The organism is Kitasatospora sp. MBT63 (genome assembly GCF_000710465.2).
Classification (GTDB): Bacteria; Actinomycetota; Actinomycetes; order Streptomycetales; family Streptomycetaceae; genus Kitasatospora.
On the sequence record NZ_JAIZ01000364.1, the window covers coordinates 4,532 to 19,731 of the forward strand.

At 74.0% G+C, this 15,200-nt stretch carries 17 protein-coding genes and 1 pseudogene; 8 read left to right on the top strand and 10 right to left on the bottom strand.

The genetic code is table 11. The features are described 5' to 3' along the window. The 3 genes and pseudogenes from AA75_RS52220 to cobU all read right to left on the bottom strand — a co-directional run. Positions 1-292 (bottom strand): adenosylcobinamide-GDP ribazoletransferase (locus AA75_RS52220; protein WP_233289123.1); only part of this gene is annotated, 292 nt, incomplete at its 3' end. 59 nt (positions 293-351) lie between these two features. After that, complete coding sequence (locus AA75_RS21215; RefSeq protein WP_033821739.1) at positions 352-1,470, bottom strand: nicotinate-nucleotide--dimethylbenzimidazole phosphoribosyltransferase; 1,119 nt, start codon at positions 1,468-1,470, stop codon at positions 352-354. Positions 1,471-1,498: 28 nt separating this feature from the next. Then, positions 1,499-2,053, bottom strand: a pseudogene (gene cobU, locus AA75_RS21220) (bifunctional adenosylcobinamide kinase/adenosylcobinamide-phosphate guanylyltransferase); the annotation flags it as partial. Positions 2,054-2,165: 112 nt separating this feature from the next. Between cobU and AA75_RS21225 the strand changes: the two are divergent. Further along, a complete protein-coding gene (locus AA75_RS21225; RefSeq protein ID WP_033821740.1) occupies positions 2,166-2,366 on the top strand; it encodes a hypothetical protein in 201 nt (66 codons plus the stop codon). 22 nt (positions 2,367-2,388) lie between these two features. On the opposite strand, the gene AA75_RS21230 is transcribed toward AA75_RS21225, so the two are convergent. Then, entirely contained in the window at positions 2,389-3,081 is a 693-nt protein-coding gene (locus tag AA75_RS21230) for a class I SAM-dependent methyltransferase (protein ID WP_233289124.1), read from the bottom strand. 239 nt (positions 3,082-3,320) lie between these two features. Next, the gene (locus AA75_RS21235) at positions 3,321-3,917 is read right to left on the bottom strand and encodes a DUF3043 domain-containing protein (RefSeq protein ID WP_033821741.1); all 597 of its coding nucleotides are present in this window, start codon (positions 3,915-3,917) and stop codon (positions 3,321-3,323) included. Between the two features lie 269 nt (positions 3,918-4,186). Between AA75_RS21235 and AA75_RS21240 the strand changes: the two genes are divergently transcribed. Both AA75_RS21240 and AA75_RS21245 read left to right on the top strand, forming a co-directional pair. Further along, a complete protein-coding gene (locus AA75_RS21240) occupies positions 4,187-4,987 on the top strand; it encodes a PspA/IM30 family protein (RefSeq protein WP_082526702.1) in 801 nt (266 codons plus the stop codon). Between the two features lie 31 nt (positions 4,988-5,018). Next, entirely contained in the window at positions 5,019-5,312 is a 294-nt protein-coding gene (locus AA75_RS21245; protein ID WP_033821743.1) for a hypothetical protein, read from the top strand. A 98-nt stretch (positions 5,313-5,410) separates the two neighbouring features. On the opposite strand, the gene nadA is transcribed toward AA75_RS21245, so the two are convergent. Further along, the gene (gene nadA / locus AA75_RS21250) at positions 5,411-6,592 is read right to left on the bottom strand and encodes a quinolinate synthase NadA (RefSeq protein WP_033821744.1); all 1,182 of its coding nucleotides are present in this window, start codon (positions 6,590-6,592) and stop codon (positions 5,411-5,413) included. Positions 6,593-6,784: 192 nt separating this feature from the next. Between nadA and AA75_RS21255 the strand changes: the two genes are divergently transcribed. From AA75_RS21255 to AA75_RS21265, 3 genes are all read left to right on the top strand, one after another. Further along, positions 6,785-7,714 carry an NADP-dependent oxidoreductase gene (locus AA75_RS21255; protein ID WP_082526703.1) on the top strand — a complete coding sequence of 310 codons (930 nt, stop codon included), beginning with the start codon at positions 6,785-6,787 and terminating at the stop codon, positions 7,712-7,714. 87 nt (positions 7,715-7,801) lie between these two features. Next, positions 7,802-8,266 (top strand): Lrp/AsnC family transcriptional regulator, encoded by a 465-nt coding sequence (locus AA75_RS21260; protein WP_051812956.1) that lies wholly within the window; start codon positions 7,802-7,804, stop codon positions 8,264-8,266. 220 nt (positions 8,267-8,486) lie between these two features. Then, positions 8,487-9,869, top strand: a complete 1,383-nt coding sequence (locus AA75_RS21265) for a pyridoxal-dependent decarboxylase (RefSeq protein ID WP_233289122.1) — start codon at positions 8,487-8,489, stop codon at positions 9,867-9,869. Positions 9,870-9,906: 37 nt separating this feature from the next. Here AA75_RS21265 and AA75_RS21270 read toward each other — a convergent pair whose 3' ends face one another. Beyond that, a complete protein-coding gene (locus AA75_RS21270; protein ID WP_033821745.1) occupies positions 9,907-10,779 on the bottom strand; it encodes a GNAT family N-acetyltransferase in 873 nt (290 codons plus the stop codon). 205 nt (positions 10,780-10,984) lie between these two features. Here AA75_RS21270 and erpA point away from each other — a divergent pair, with 205 nt between their 5' ends. Next, the gene (gene erpA, locus AA75_RS21275; RefSeq protein ID WP_033821746.1) at positions 10,985-11,341 is read left to right on the top strand and encodes an iron-sulfur cluster insertion protein ErpA; all 357 of its coding nucleotides are present in this window, start codon (positions 10,985-10,987) and stop codon (positions 11,339-11,341) included. A 76-nt stretch (positions 11,342-11,417) separates the two neighbouring features. On the opposite strand, the gene AA75_RS47760 is transcribed toward erpA, so the two are convergent. Next, on the bottom strand, positions 11,418-12,035 hold the full coding sequence (locus AA75_RS47760; RefSeq protein ID WP_149038284.1) for a hypothetical protein: 618 nt from the start codon (positions 12,033-12,035) through the stop codon (positions 11,418-11,420). Positions 12,036-12,170: 135 nt separating this feature from the next. Beyond that, positions 12,171-12,389 (bottom strand): hypothetical protein, encoded by a 219-nt coding sequence (locus AA75_RS21290; RefSeq protein ID WP_051812960.1) that lies wholly within the window; start codon positions 12,387-12,389, stop codon positions 12,171-12,173. A gap of 221 nt (positions 12,390-12,610) precedes the next feature. Between AA75_RS21290 and AA75_RS21295 the strand changes: the two genes are divergently transcribed. Continuing rightward, entirely contained in the window at positions 12,611-13,585 is a 975-nt protein-coding gene (locus AA75_RS21295) for a carbohydrate kinase family protein (protein ID WP_033821749.1), read from the top strand. A 6-nt stretch (positions 13,586-13,591) separates the two neighbouring features. On the opposite strand, the gene AA75_RS21300 is transcribed toward AA75_RS21295, so the two are convergent. Continuing rightward, positions 13,592-15,094 carry a cysteine desulfurase/sulfurtransferase TusA family protein gene (locus AA75_RS21300; RefSeq protein ID WP_033821750.1) on the bottom strand — a complete coding sequence of 501 codons (1,503 nt, stop codon included), beginning with the start codon at positions 15,092-15,094 and terminating at the stop codon, positions 13,592-13,594. Positions 15,095-15,200 lie beyond the last annotated feature (106 nt).

The following is a 15,200-nucleotide window of genomic DNA, read 5'->3' on the forward strand; positions in this document are numbered from 1 at the left end:
GCAGCGCGTCCTCGGCCGGCTTCCCGCTGCCCAGCCCGTCCGCGACGTCCGCCAGACCGTCCAGGTGCAGGCCCCGGGTCAGCGCCGCGAGCACCGCCACCGCGGCCACCGCCGCCAGCAGCCCGCCGGCCCGCAGGCCGACCAGCGCACCGGCGCCCGCCGCGAACCCGCCCAGCACCAGGCCGACCAGCGGTGCGGCGAGCATCGCCCGGCCCGCGGCCGTCCGGTCCCAGCGGTCCACCCGCACCCGCAGCACCGACAGCGTGCCGAACGCGAACCGCAGTCCGTCCAGGGCCACTAGGACACCTCCGCGGCCCGGCCCGCCGGGCGGCAACCACCGTGCACCGCGGACTACCCCCGGCCCAGCAGCTCCGCCGCGGAGGGCAGCTTCGCCGGCGGCCGCGGCTCCTGCGGGGCGGCGGCCGGCACCGCCGAGGGCTCGGCCAGGGTGTCCGAGGCGGCCTGGAACAGCGGCAGCGCCAGCAGCGCGCCGGTGCCCTCGCCCATCGAGACCCCCAGGTCCTGCACCGGCGTCAGGGTCAGCCGGTCGTAAGCCTTCGCCTGGGCCGGCTCACCGGTGGACATCCCGGCCTGCCACCACTCCGGCGCCCGGAACGCGATCCGCTGCGCCACCAGCGCGCAGGCGGCCGACACCACACCGTCCAGCACCACCGGGAGCCGGCGCACGGCGGCCTGCAGCAGGAAGCCGGTGATCGCGGCGAAGTCCGCGCCGCCGGTGGTGGCCAGCAGCGCCAGCTGGTCGCCCAGCACCGGGCGGGCCCGGCGCAGCGCGTCGCGCACGGTGGCGCACTTGACCATCCACACCCGGTCGTCGATGCCCGAGCCGCGCCCGGTCACGGCGGCGGCGTCGGTGCCGCACAGCGCGCCGATCAGGACGGCGGCGACGGTGGTCGAGCCGACCCCCAGGTCGCCGAGGACGACCAGGTCGGTACCGGCGTCGGCCTCCTCGTCGGCGATCGCGATCCCGGCCCGGAACGCCCGGGCGGCCTCCTCGGCGCTGACCGCGTCCTCGAGGTCGATCCGGCCGGAGCCGCGGCGCACCCGGTGCCGGACCACCTCGGCCGGGAACTCGCCCGGGTCGGCGTCGACCGCCACGTCGACCACCCGCAGCCCGGCGCCGTACCGGCGGGCGAGCACCGCGACCGGCGCGGTGCCGTCCAGCACGGCGTGCACCCGGCGGGCGGTGCCGCCGGCGGCGTCCAGCCGGGAGACACCGAGCGCGGCGACGCCGTGGTCGCCCGCGAACAGCAGCACCTTGGCCGAGGTCAGCGGCCGGGTCGGCGCACCGCCCTGGACCGAGGCGAGCCAGCTGCCCAGCTCCTCCAGCTGCCCGAGGCCGCCACGCGGCTTCGCCGACGCCTGCCAGCGCTCCTCGGCGGCACGCCGCGCGCTCTCGTCGGGGCGCTCGACGAGCGAGGAGAACATATCGAGATCCACGGTGGTGTCCATCGTCCGGAAGGCTACACGGCGGCCGTGCTCAGACGGCAGCAGGCTTGATGGTCAGGACCTGACCCGCCACCACCAGCAGGACCCGCTCGGAGGCCTCGGCCACCGCCATGTTCAGCCGGCCCAGGGTGTCCCGGAAGCGCCGTCCGGCGGCGGTGGCCGGCACCACCCCCATCCCCACCTCGTTGCTCACCGCGACCACCTGACGCCCGGTGTGCTGCCAGGCCCGGGCCAGCGCCGTGCAGCGCTCCTGCACGGCCCGCTCGCCGCCGGCCGCCCAGCGCGCGTCGTCCCAGGCGCCGTGCTCGTCCATCACCCAGGTCAGCCACAGCGCCAGACAGTCCACCAGCACCGGCGCCGGGTCGTCCCGGTCCGCCAGCACCGTCTCCAGGTCGCAGGTCTCCGCGGTGCGCCAGCCGGCCGGGCGGCGCTCGCGGTGCAGCGCGACCCGCTGCGCCCACTCGGCGTCGCCGTCCCGGGTGCCGCCGGTCGCCACGTACAGCACGTCGGGCTGCCCGCCGAGCAGTTGCTCGGCCCGGGTGGACTTGCCGGAGCGGGCGCCGCCGAGGATCAGGGTGCGGGGGAGCGACATGTGCCCCATCCTGCCGCAGATGCGGCCTGACGAGGTATGGGACCGATCACGGCGGGCACGCTACTGTCCGTACGACACAGCGGTCGGACGGTGGGAGGAGCACGGCATGGTGTGGACGTGGCGGTTCGAGAAGGAGGACGGCTCCCAGGTCGCCGCCTCCGGCGCCGAGGAGGAGTTCTCCAGCCAGGGCGACGCGGAGTCGTGGATCGGCGAGAGCTGGAAGGACCTGCTCGAGGGCGGGGCCGACCGCGCGGTGCTGCGCGACGACGACCGGGTGATCTACAGCATGAGCCTGCACGAGGGCTGAGCCGCCCGGACCGCCCGGCGGGCTACTTCCCGCCGAAGACGTGGAGCAGGGCCGCGACCTGCCGGTACGGATCCTGCCGGCCGGCCCGCTCCTCGGCGTCGATCAGCTGGGCGAGCTGCCGGCCGTCCACCGGTGCGGCGTGGTCGGGGGTGTTGTCGGTGAACACCCGCACGCCGTACCAGGCGCGCAGCGGTACCGAGATCTCGGTGAGGGTGAGCGAGAGGTCGGCGAGGCGGTCCGCGCGGGCGGACAGGCCGACCCGGTCGGTGTAGCGCACCGAGTCGAAGGAGTTCAGGGCGGTCCGCCAGTCCCCGGCCAGCCCGGGGCGCATGGCCAGCGCGTCGGCGTTGCGGACCAGCAGCGACAGCACGCCGCCGGGGGCCAGCACCCGGGCCAGCGAGGCCAGCATCGGGTCCGGGTCGGAGAGGTTGCGCAGCACGTCGTGGCAGAGCACCACGTCGAAGCTGCGCGGGCCGAACCAGCGCCCGCAGTGGTGGCCGTCCCCGGTGTGCAGCTGCACCCGGGCGCGGACCTCCTCGGACTCGGCCGCGAGCGCGGCCTGGGCGACACCGAGGTTGACCGGGTCGGGGTCCAGCGCGGTCACGGTGTGCCCGGCGCGGGCCAGCCGCCGCGCCTGGGTGCCCTGGCCGCAGCCGACGTCGAGCACCCGCAGTCCGGTCCGGCCGGCCAGTTGCTCGGCGAGCTGCCGGGCCACCAGCTCCTGCCGGACCAGGTTGCGCAGTCCGCCGTGCCGCTCCAGCCAGTGCCCGGCGGCGCTGCCGAGCGGCGGCGCCCCGCGGGCCGGCAGGTGGGTGTGCGGCACGGGCGCCTGGGGCGGCTGCGCCGCCGGGGCCATCCGGTCGTGGCCGCCGCCGCCCTGTCCGGGCAGCGCGTACAGCCCTGGTGGCTGCGGATCGACCGCGTACACCCGGTGCGGCGGGACCGGCTCCGCGGTCAGGGCCGCTCGCCCCGCTTCACCTGCGGCTTGGGCAGCCGCAGCCGGCGCATCTGCAGGGTGCGCATCATGGCGTACGCGACCACACCGCGGGTGTTCTCGTTCGGGAAGCGCTCGCGCAGGGCCTTGCGCAGGCCCAGGCCCAGGCGCAGGAAGTCCAGGATCACCACGACGAAGAACGCCATGAAGAGCAGGGTGGAGAGCACCTGGAGGCTCTGCACCTTCATCACGCTGAGCACCAGCACGACGACGGCGTAGGGCAGGAAGAACTCGGCGGCGGACCAGCGGGAGTCGATGAAGTCCCGGGCGAAGCGCCGGACCGGGCCCTTGTCGCGGGCCGGGAGGTAGCGCTCGTCGCCCTCCAGCAGGGCGGTGCGCTGCTTCTCGCGCTCGGTGCGCATCCGGTCGCGGGCCTGGCGCTGGGCCTCCTTCCGGTCCTTGGGAACGGTCACCCGGGTCCGGCGGTTGGCCTCGGCCTCGCTGCGCTTGGGCGTCGGCCGGCCCTTGGGGGCCTGCGGGTCACGGGACAGGGTCTTCTCGTCCTGCTCGGCCAGCGCGGTGGCGGAGGAGGCGTCATCTGAGCGGCGTCGGAACACATGACCAGCGTACGTGCTGGCCGGGTGGATTCGGCCAGGGCCGTCGGACCCAAACCGGTATCGATCACCTGGCGTGTCCCCGGGGGTGTGTCCGGGTTGCGGTGGATCATGGTCTCAGGGTCGGCTCCACCCCAGGGACGATGCCGCAGGGGCCCCTGGTGTAGCAGTCTTGTTGCAGCTCGTGCACTGCGGCGAAGACCTCGCTGCGAATACACTCGACGTGTTACGAGACGAATCCGCAGGCCCGAAGAAGGGGGCACTCGAGGCCCATGAGCGACGGAATCATGAAGCGTATGGGGCTGATCTTCCGCTCCAAGGCGAACAAGGCCCTGGACCGGGCGGAGGACCCGCGCGAGACGCTCGACTACTCCTACCAGAAGCAGCTCGAACTGCTGCAGAAGGTGCGCAGGGGCGTCGCCGACGTGGCCACCTCGCGCAAGCGGCTGGAGCTCCAGCTCACCCAGCTCCAGCAGCAGTCCGCGAAGTACGAGGACCAGGGCCGCAAGGCGCTCTCGCTCGGCCGCGAGGACCTGGCCCGCGAGGCCCTGACCCGCAAGTCGAACCTGCAGTCCCAGATCACCGACCTGGAGACGCAGTACCAGCAGCTGCAGGCCGAGGAGGAGAAGCTCACCCTCGCCTCCCAGCGGCTGCAGGCCAAGGTGGACGCCTTCCGCACCAAGAAGGAGACCATCAAGGCCACCTACACCGCGGCCCAGGCGCAGACCCGGATCGCCGAGTCCTTCTCCGGCATCTCCGAGGAGATGGGCGACGTCGGCCTCGCCATCCAGCGGGCCGAGGACAAGACGGCCCAGATGCAGGCCCGGGCCGGTGCGATCGACGAGCTGCTTGCCTCCGGCGCGCTCGACGACGCCAGCGGCCTCGGCCGCAAGGACGACATCGAGGCCGAGCTGGAGCGGGTGGCCGGCGGCAGCGACGTAGAGCTGGAGCTGGCCCGGATGAAGGCCGAGCTCACCGGTGGCACCCCGGGCGGGGCGCCGCAGGCGATCGAGCAGGGCAAGCAGACCGGTGCCCCGCAGGACACCCCGCCCACCATCAACTACAACAAGTGACCTGACCTCCACGGACCAGGAGACGCGCGGCATGATCATGAGGGTCATGGGTGAGGGGCAGTTCCAGGTCGGCGAGAGCCACCTGAACCAGCTCAACCGGCTCGACGACGAGCTGCTCACCGCGGTGCAGGCGGGTGACGAGGCGGCCTTCCGGGCCGCGCTGGGCAACCTGCTGGACGCGGTGAAGTCGTACGGCAGCCCGCTGCCGGACGACTCGCTGGAGCCGTCCGAGCTGATCCTCCCGGACGCCGAGGCGACCATCGAGGAGGTCCGCGAGATGCTGCGGGACGAGGGCGACGGCCTGATCCCGGGCTTCCCGGAGTAGTCCGTGACGCGGATCGGGGCGGCACCCAGCGGGTGCCGCCCCGATCCGTTTCCGCACGGATGTGCGGAAACGTTCCTGCTTGCCGCAGGCCCGGTCCGCTACGGCAGGGCCAGCATCCGGTCCAGCGCGGCCTTGGCGTACTTCTCGGTCTGCGGGTCGACCGTGATCACGTTCGGCACCCGGCCCTCGACCAGCGACTCCAGCGCCCAGACCAGGTGCGGCAGGTCGATCCGGTTCATGGTCGAGCAGAAGCAGACCGCCCGGTCCAGGAAGACGATCTCCTTGTCCGGGTGCGCCTTGGCCAGCCGGCGGACCAGGTTGAGCTCGGTGCCGATGGCCCACTTGGAGCCGGGCGCGGCCGCGTCCAGCGCCTTGATGATGTACTCGGTCGAGCCCACCATGTCGGCGGCCGAGACGACCTCGTGCTTGCACTCCGGGTGCACGAGCACGGTGACCCCGGGGATCCGGGCCCGCACGTCGTTGACGGAGTCCAGCGAGAAGCGCCCGTGCACCGAGCAGTGCCCGCGCCACAGGATCATCTTGGCGTCCCGCAGCTGCTCGGTGGTCAGCCCGCCCTTCGGCTTGTGCGGGTTGTAGAGCACGCAGTCGTCCAGCGAGAAGCCCATGTCGCGCACCGCGGTGTTGCGGCCCAGGTGCTGGTCCGGCAGGAAGAGCACCTTCTGGCCCTGCTCGTACGCCCACTCCAGGGCCCGCTGGGCGTTGGAGGAGGTGCAGATGGTGCCGCCGTGCTTGCCGGTGAAGGCCTTGATGTCGGCCGAGGAGTTCATGTACGAGACCGGGACGGTGACGTCCGCGATGCCCGCCTCGGTCAGCACGTCCCAGCACTCGGCGACCTGCTCGGCGGTGGCCATGTCGGCCATCGAGCAGCCGGCCGCCAGGTCCGGCAGGACGACCTGCTGGGCGCTGCTGGTGAGGATGTCGGCGGACTCGGCCATGAAGTGCACGCCGCAGAAGACGATGTACTCGGCCTCCGGGCGGGCCGCCGCGTCCCGGGCCAGCTTGAAGGAGTCGCCGGTGACATCGGCGAACTCGATGACCTCGTCCCGCTGGTAGTGGTGGCCCAGGATGAAGACGCGGTCGCCCAGCTTCGCCTTGGCGGCGCGGGCGCGCTCGACCAGGTCCGGGTCGGAGGCGGCCGGGAGGTCGCCGGGGCACTCGACGCCGCGCTCGCTGTTCGGGTCGGCCTCCCGGCCGAGCAGCAGCAGTGCGAGCGGCGTCGGAGTGGGGTCGACGCCGTAGGTCTCGGTGGTGGTGGTCACGGGCGGGTGCCCTCCTGTGCGGCCGATCGAACGAACCAGCCTTCTCGTCTATCTGACACTATCTATGATAACCCGTTAGCGTCACTCTGACGATGGCCGACCTGTCAGTGTGACGAGAACCGCTCCGACGGATCGGTGTCTTCCCGGCGTGCCCGAATCGATATCCGGGCCGCCTCGCGCTTGGCTTGAGCCATGAAGGCAATCGCGATCAGGACCTACGGCGGCCCCGACGTCGTCGAGTACACCGAGCTGCCCGATCCCAAGGTCGGGCCCGATTCGGTACTGGTGCGGGTCAAGGCGGCCGGGGTCAACCCGGTCGACTGGCAGATCCGCGAAGGGCGCCTGGACGGGCTGATGGACGTGCACTTCCCGCTGATCATGGGCTGGGACCTGGCCGGGGTGGTGCAGGGGGTCGGCGGCGCGGTCACCGAGTTCCGCCCCGGCGACGAGGTGATCGGCTACGTCCGCAAGGACGCCGTGGAACACGGTACCTACGCCGAACTGGTCTCCGCCCCGGTGCGCACCCTGGCCCGCAAGCCCGCCGCGCTGGACTGGGCCCAGGCCGGGGGCCTGCCGCTGGCCGGGCTCACCGCCCGGCAGAGCCTGGTCGGGGCGCTCGCGCTGAAACCCGGCGAGCTCCTGCTGGTCCACGGCGCGGCCGGCGGCGTCGGCTGCCTCGCCGTGCAGCTCGCGGTCGCGATCGGCGCCCGGGTGATCGGTACCGCGGGCCCGCGCAACCACGACTTCCTGCGCAGCCTGGGCGCCGAGCCGGTGGCCCACGGCGAGGGGCTGGCGGAGCGGCTGCGCGCGCTCGCCCCGGACGGCGTCGACGCCGCGCTCGACCTGGTCGGCGGCGGCGAGCCGCTGGAGATCTCGGCGCAGCTGGTGGCGGACCCGTCCCGGCTCGCCTCGGTCGTCGACTACGGCGTGGTGGCGCTCGGCGGCCACTACGTCTTCGTCCGCCCGGACGCGGAGGGCCTGGCCGAGCTGGCCGCGCTGGCGGACGCCGGGAAGCTGCGGGTCCCGGTCGCGTCCACCTTCCCGCTGGCCCAGGCGGCCTCCGCGCAGGCGCTCAACGCCGAGGGCCGGACCAGGGGCAAGATCGTGCTGCTGGTGGACTGACCCGGTCCTGGTCAGAATAGGGGCGGCGGACCGTCCACCGGGACGCCCCCGCCGCCCTCACCCGCACCACCAGTGGAGCCCGCACCGATGACCACCCACCGACCGGCAGACCAGGGCGGGGCGGCACTGGACGAGACCGACCGGCTCCTGCTGGAACACCTCAGCCGGGACGGCCGCGCCTCGTACGCGGAGATCGGGCTGCTCGCCAACCTCTCCGCCACCGCCGTCCGGCGCCGGATCGACCGGCTGCGCGCCCGCGGTGTGGTGCGCGGGTTCACCGTGGTGCTCGACCCCGCGCTGCTGGGCTGGCAGACCGAGGCCTTCGTCGAGGTCTACTGCCGCGAGCGCACCGCGCCGGAGGAGATCCTGGCCAGTCTGCGGCAGTTCCCGGAGGTGGTGGCGGCCTGGACGGTCACCGGCGACCCGGACGCCCTGGTGCACCTGCGGGCCGCGGACACCCGGCACCTGGAGGCCGTCATCGAGCGGATCCGCAAGGAGCCCGGGGTGCAGCGCAGCCGCAGCTCGGTGGTGCTCTCCCGGCTGATCGGCTGACCCCGGCGCGCCCTCGCCGCGGCCTGCGCAGGAATCCTGCGTGCGGCGGCGGGAACACGCTCGAATCCTGCCTGCCCAGCCCGCTTCCGACGCGCGCCGGAACGTTTCTGCTGCCTAGGCTGAGGAGCGTCCGGTGCGCCCCAGAAACCCCACCCGCCACCGGAATCGCCTGCTCCGGGACCGTCCCGTCGAGCCCCGAGAACGACTGAGAGGGACCCCGGTGTCCGCAGCCCCCGACCGCATGCACCAGCCCGACAACCAGCTGGTCGACCTGGTCTTCGACTACATGCGCGAGCGGCTGCAGTACGACCCCGTGCCGCTCGACCACCCCGGCGACGGCGAGCACCTGCGCAGCCAGCTGGCCGGCCTGCTGAACGAGCGCGGCAACGCCCCCGCCGACGTGCTCAAGCTGTACGACCACGAGCTGTCCAGAGCGGTCATCTCCGCCGACAGCCCGCGCTACCTCTCCTTCATCCCCTGCGCCCCCACCAAGGCCGCCCTGCTCTTCGACATGGTGGTCTCCTGCGCCTCCCTGCAGGGCATCTCCTGGCTGGAGGCGGCCGGCGCCATCGCCGCCGAGAACCAGGTGCTGCGCCTGATCGCCGACCGGGCCGGACTGCCCGAGACGGCCGGCGGCACCTTCGTCTCCGGCGGCTCGGCCGGCAACCTCTCCGCCCTGGTGGTCGCCCGCGACACCGCCCGCCGCCGGCTCGCCAGGGAGGGCCGACCCAGTGGCCCGGAGGTCCGGCTGCGGATCGCCGTCGCCGACCAGGTGCACTCCTCGGTCAAGAACACCTTCAACATCATCGGCGTGGAGGCCTTCAAGGTCCCGACCGTCGACCGCCGCTTCACCGGCGAGGCCCTGCGGGCCGCGCTCGCCGCCGACCCGAACCCGGAGACCGTGATCGCGGTCGTCGGCACCGCCGGCACCACCAACGAAGGCATCGTCGACGACCTGCAGGGCCTGTCCGAGGTCACCCGCGAGCTCGGCCTGTGGTTCCACGTCGACGGCGCGTACGGCGGCGCCGGCCTGTTCGCCCCCTCGGTCCGCGAGCGCTACAACGGCATCGAGCACGCCGACTCGTTCGTGGTGGACCCGCACAAGTGGCTGTTCGCGCCGTTCGACTGCGCCGCGCTGATCTACCGCAACCCGCAGCTGGCCCGCGCCGTGCACACCCAGGACGCCTCGTACCTGGACGTCCTGCACACCGAGGGCGACGAGTGGAACCCCACCGACTACGCCTACCACCTCACCCGGCGCGCCCGCGGCCTGCCGCTCTGGTTCTCGCTGGCCGTGCACGGCACCCAGGCGTACACCGACGCCATCGAGACCGGCCTGCAGCTGGCCCGGGACACCGCGCAGGTGATCCGCGACACCGAGCACCTGGAACTGCTGCACGACCCGCAGCTGTCCGCGGTCTGCTTCCGCCGCACCGGCTGGACCAACGACGACTACTACCGCTGGTCCCAGCAGCTGCTCGCGGACCAGATCGGCTTCGTCACCCCGACCGGCTGGGACGGCGAGACAGTCGCCCGGTTCGCCTTCCTGCACCCCGGCACCACCATGGAGATGGTCGAGGAGATCCTCGCCACCATGGCCTGATCCCTCCGCCGGGCAGCGGCTCCCTCGGGCACGGGCCTCAGAGGAAGCCGCCGCTCGGGATGTACGGCATCGGCGGCCGCATCCCGCGCAGTGCCACGTACCCGCGGGTCCCCAGGGTGAGGCCGACCTCCAGACCGATGTCGACCGCCCACTCCTGCTCCGCGGTCAGGAACTCGACCTGCGCCCGCCGCCCGTCCGGCACCCGGGCCAGCGCCTCCCGCAGCAGCCGGCCCGCGATCCGCTTCGAGGTCGCGGCCAGTAGCTTCACCGCGCCGCCGTCCCGGTAGCAGTACCCGCTGCCGGCCAGGCTGTCCGCGATCAGCAGCTCGTCGTAGTGGCCCAGCATGAAGTCGTGGTCGGGCCCGTGCGCGGCACCGCGAACCCGGCGGTCCACCGAGTCCAGCAGGTGCCGGTGCCCGGCGTTGCCCGGATGCACCGGGATGTCGCCGGGATCCAGCAGCCCGGCCCGGTCCACGGTGCCCGACAGCGTCATCGCCGGGTGCAGGGTGAGACCCGCCCGCCGGTAGTGCACGGCCGCGGCCGGCGCGGGCGAGGCGCACAGCATCCCGCGCAGACACCCCCGCCCGTACGCGGCCGTCCGCTCCAGCAGCAGCCGCCCGACCCCCTGCCCCTGGGCCTCGGGCGCCACCGCGAACAGCGCCAGGATCCAGACACCCTCGCGGCGCAGCGACAGCGCCGCCCCCAGCACCGCGCCGTCCCGCTCGGCGACCCAGCAGCCCCGCGGGTCGGTCCGCGCCAGGTGCCGGACGCGCGCGAGCCGCTGCACGGCGGGTGCCGGGCGGCCGGGCGGGGCCGGATGCGATCTGTGCAGGTGGCCGAAGGCGGCCCCGGCGAGGTCGTCGACGGCCTGCGCGTCCGCCGCACCGTCCCGGAGCTGACGAAGGATCACGTCAGCCATCCTCGCCGCGCGGCGCCCCCGACGTGGCCGGTTCGCCAAGATCGTACGGTGACCAAGCCCTCGGGGTGTGCGAGCATTGGGGGTGTGGGGGAGCGGGCGACGAAAAGTCCCCCGGAAGCACCACCGACCGGAAATGATTCCGGGAGGCCGCTGGTTGGCACTGGCGGCAGACAGTCGTCAAAGACCGGGAGTAAGCATGACCGTCCAGGACGAGACCACCAAGGTCGAGAGTGGCATCCAGCTGACCGATGCCGCGGCGGCCAAGGTCAAGGGCCTCCTCGACCAGGAGGGCCGCGACGACCTCGCGCTGCGGGTCGCCGTGCAGCCGGGCGGTTGCTCGGGCCTCCGCTACCAGCTCTTCTTCGATGAGCGTTCGCTCGACGGCGACGTCATCAAGGACTTCAACGGTGTGAAGGTCGTCACCGACCGGATGAGCGCCCCGTACCTGGGCGGCGCCACGGTCGACTTCGTCGACACCATCGAGAAGCAGGGCTTCACCATCGACAACCCGAACGCCACCGGCTCCTGCGCCTGCGGCGACTCGTTCAGCTAAGCCCTGCACTGCCGAGAGGGCGGCCCCGGGATCTCCCGGGGCCGCCCTCTCGGCATGACCGGCCGCGCGCCCGAGGTCAGCGCGGCCCACCGGCCGGCTGCCCGCCCGGCTGGACCTGCTCGCCGGTGGCCAGGTCGAGCACGGCCTCGCCGTGGAACGGCTGCGCCAGCGTGGCGGACACCTCGTTCACCTTGACCAGGGCGGCGCACGCCTGCCCCTTGGGCGCGGGCTGCGCGATCACCACCCGGACCCGGATCACACCGGGCGTGGCCTCCTCGGCCTTGAGGCCGTACTTGTCGCAGGTGCCGCCGTAGAACGAGACCACCAGCGTGCTCGCGCCGTCGATGCGGTAGCCGAGCGCCGGGTACTTCGGCGCCGTCGGGTCGTGCTCGCCGACCGCGATGCCGGGGCCGGTCGGGCTCGCCGCGGACGGCTCGGCGGTGGGGTCGGCCGGCGGCGTGGACACCGGGGCGGACGCGGAGGCCGGCGGCGAGGCCGCCGCGCTCGGGCTGGTCCCGCCCGGCGAGGCGGCCCCCGAGGAGGCCGCGCCCGCCGAGGAGCTGTCCGAGGCGGTGGTCGACCCGGCCGACCCGCACGCGGTCAGCGCGCCGGCTCCCAGCAGCAGAGCGGCCAGTGCGGTGGCGCCGCGCCTGCGGGCGGCCCGGAACGGTACGGCTGCGGTCCTGTCGTCCATGCTGTGACTTCCTCCCGAGGGCTGGTCGCAGCGCCCTCCGCGGCGCCGCGCCGGTTTGACGTGCCCCGGAGGAATCCGGTTCCCCTCGCCCGGCGGGTGGGCAGGCGGGCCGGCCGGCCCGCCGGACGGGGCCGGTCAGCCCCCGTAGTCCGGCATCCCGGCGACCAGCCGCTGCGCCCCGGCCGGCACCTCGACCCCGGCCGGCGAAGCCGCGACCGGCTCCGGCCCGGACGCCAGCGGGGGCCAGAACCGCCCGAGCCGCCGTGACGAGCGCACCAGCGCGGCCAGACTGTCCGGATCGGAGTCCGCGCGCAGCACCTTCGACGGGCGGACGGGGGAGTGGCTGGGCATCATCGGTGAGCGCTCCGATCGCCTTGGCCGCGACGGACTGCCGCAGGCCCGGGGAGGCCCGCACGGGGCCCCTGTCTGCGACCCTAGGCCCGCCCGGGCGGCCCGGCCAGGCCTACCACGGGGTAGCACACGGACGAGGAAGGTCGGCCCGGCGTGCGGACCCCTGTACCGTAGGTGAGTTCCCGTCCAACGCTTCCGGCCCCAATCCGCCCGAGGAGAACTCCGTGCGTATCGCCGTCGCCGGCTCGATCGCCACCGACCATCTGACGACCTTCCCCGGTCGCTTCGCCGACCAGCTGGTCGCGGAGCAGCTGCACACCGTGTCGCTGTCCTTCCTGGTCGACACCCTCGACATCCGGCGCGGCGGCGTCGGCCCCAACATCGCGTTCGGCATGGGCGCCCTCGGCCTGCGCCCGATCCTGGTCGGCGCGGCCGGCGCGGACTTCGACGAGTACCGCAGCTGGCTGGAGCGCAACGGCGTCGACACCCAGTCGGTGCACATCTCGGAGACCCGGCACACCGCCCGCTTCATGTGCACCACCGACCAGGACCACAACCAGATCGCGTCCTTCTACACCGGCGCCATGGCCGAGGCCCGCAACATCGAGCTCAAGCCGATCGCTGACCGGGTCGGCGGCCTCGACCTGGTGCTGATCGGCGCGGACGACCCGCAGGGCATGGTCCGGCACACCCAGGAGTGCCGCAGCCGCGGCTACGCCTTCGCCGCCGACCCCTCCCAGCAGCTGGCCCGCCTGGAGGGCGACGACATCCGCGAGATCGTCGACGGCGCCGCGTACCTCTTCACCAACGAGTACGAGGCCGCGCTGATCGAGACCAAGACCGGCTGGTCGGCGGACGAGATCCTGAACCGGGTCGGCACCCGGGTCACCACGCTCGGCGCCAAGGGCGTCCGGATCCAGCGCAAGGGCGAGCCCGACATCACCGTCGGCTGCCCCGCCGAGGACCGCAAGGCCGACCCGACCGGCGTCGGCGACGGCTTCCGGGCCGGCTTCCTGGCCGGCCTGTCCTGGGACCTCGGCCTGGAGCGCTCCGCCCAGCTCGGCTGCATGCTCGCCACCCTGGTCATCGAGACCGTCGGCACCCAGGAGTACCAGCTGCGCCGCGGCTCCTTCCTCAAGCGCTTCGAGGCCGCGTACGGCGCCGAGGCCGCCGCCGAGATCCGCGCCAAGCTCGGCTGACCGGGCTCAGCCGGTCCTGCGCACCAGATAGGCCACGCCCCGGTCGCCGCCGTACGCGGCGGCCGGGGCCTCGCCGAGGTACTCCTGCCCGCGCATCCCGCACCACGCCGGGATGTCCAGCCGCGCCGCCTCGTCGTCGGCGAGCACCGCCACCGTCCCGCGGGCCGGCACCTCACCGATCCGCTTCGCCAGCTCGATCACGGGCAGCGGACACCTCTTCCCCAGCGCGTCGATCACCAGCTGCGGGGTGACTCGCCCGCTCGCCTCCGGCCGCTCCGGTCCGGCGCCGGCACTCCTCGCTCCGGCGCTCTCTTCGTTCGCCGGTCCCTCGTCGCTTCCGACACCGGCGCGCCCTTCGGCTCGGGGCGGGGCGGCGCTGGGTGTGAGGTCCAGCCCGAGGGGGGCGCGGACCCCGGCGACCAGGTCCGGCAGCAGGGAGAGGAAGCGGTCGACGTCCGCCTCCGCCACCCCGTACGGGAGCGAGACCCGGACGTTGCCCTCGGTCAGCACCCCCATCGCCGCCAGCACGTGGCTGGGCGTCAGGGTGGAGGAGGTGCACGAGGAGCCGGAGGAGACCGCGAAGCCGGCTCGGTCCAGCTCGGTCAGCAGGACCTCGCCGTCCACGTACAGGCAGGAGAAGGTGACCAGGTGCGGCAGCCGCCGCACCGGGTCGCCGACCACCTCGATCTCGGGGACCAGCTGCGGCACGCGGGCGCGGATCCGCTCCACCAGGCCGTGCAGCCGGGCGTTCTCCCGCTCGGCCTCGGCCCGGACCGCCCGCAGCGAGGCGGCCGCCGCGACGATGGCGGGGACGTTGACGAACCCGGGCACCCGGCCGCGCTCCCGCTCGTCGGCCGGCAGCGGCGAGCGGTACCGCACGCCCTTGCGGACGGCCAGCACCCCGACGCCGGCCGGGCCGCCCCACTTGTGCGCGCTCGCCGCCAGCAGCGACCAGCCCTCCGGTACGGGCAGCCGGCCGACGCTCTGCGCGGCGTCCACCAGCAGCGGGACCTCGCCGCACAGCCGGGCCGTCTCGGTGACCGGCTGCAGGGTGCCCACCTCGTGGTTGGCGGACTGCAGGACGGCGAGCACGGTGTCCGGCCGCAGCGCCGCGGCGAACTCCCCGGCCGAGACCCGGCCGTGCCGGTCGACCGGCACGGAGGCGACCGTTCCGCCCTCGGCCTCGTGCTGCTCGGCGGTGTGCAGGACGGCGGAGTGTTCGACGGCGGAGTGCACCAGGTGCCGGCCCCGGCGGTGGCCGCCGGCCAGCGCGCCCAGCATCCCCAGCTGCACGGCCTGGGTCCCGCTCGCGGTGAAGGAGATCTCGTCCGCCCGCGCGCCCAGCACCTCGGCGACGGTCTCCCGCGCGGCGTCCAGCAGCATCCGGGCCTGCCGGCCGGAACGGTACAGCCGCGCAGGGTCGGCCCAGCCCTCGTCCAGTGCGGCGGTCAGCGCCTGCCGGGCGACGGGGTGCAGCGGGGCGGTGGAGGCGACATCGAAATAGGACACGCCTCCCACGCTATCCCTCAGCCGGCCCGGGCCCGGGGGACCGCCCGCGCCGGCCGGACCCGGCTGACGGCGGGTCAGCCGCCGACCGGCCGCGGCCCCGGCCCCT

Bases quoted from the DNA above. Each gene is read 5' to 3' on its own strand.
- AA75_RS21245 (WP_033821743.1), top strand. From the start codon at position 5,019: ATGATCATGAGGGTCATGGGTGAGGGGCAGTTCCAGGTCGGCGAGAGC.
- AA75_RS21255 (WP_082526703.1), top strand. From the start codon at position 6,785: ATGAAGGCAATCGCGATCAGGACCTACGGCGGCCCCGACGTCGTCGAG.
- AA75_RS47760 (WP_149038284.1), bottom strand. From the start codon at position 12,035: ATGGACGACAGGACCGCAGCCGTACCGTTCCGGGCCGCCCGCAGGCGC.
- AA75_RS21260 (WP_051812956.1), top strand. From the start codon at position 7,802: ATGACCACCCACCGACCGGCAGACCAGGGCGGGGCGGCACTGGACGAG.
- erpA (WP_033821746.1), top strand. From the start codon at position 10,985: ATGACCGTCCAGGACGAGACCACCAAGGTCGAGAGTGGCATCCAGCTG.
- AA75_RS21225 (WP_033821740.1), top strand. From the start codon at position 2,166: ATGGTGTGGACGTGGCGGTTCGAGAAGGAGGACGGCTCCCAGGTCGCC.
- AA75_RS21240 (WP_082526702.1), top strand. From the start codon at position 4,187: ATGAGCGACGGAATCATGAAGCGTATGGGGCTGATCTTCCGCTCCAAG.
- AA75_RS21215 (WP_033821739.1), bottom strand. From the start codon at position 1,470: ATGGACACCACCGTGGATCTCGATATGTTCTCCTCGCTCGTCGAGCGC.
- AA75_RS21290 (WP_051812960.1), bottom strand. From the start codon at position 12,389: ATGATGCCCAGCCACTCCCCCGTCCGCCCGTCGAAGGTGCTGCGCGCG.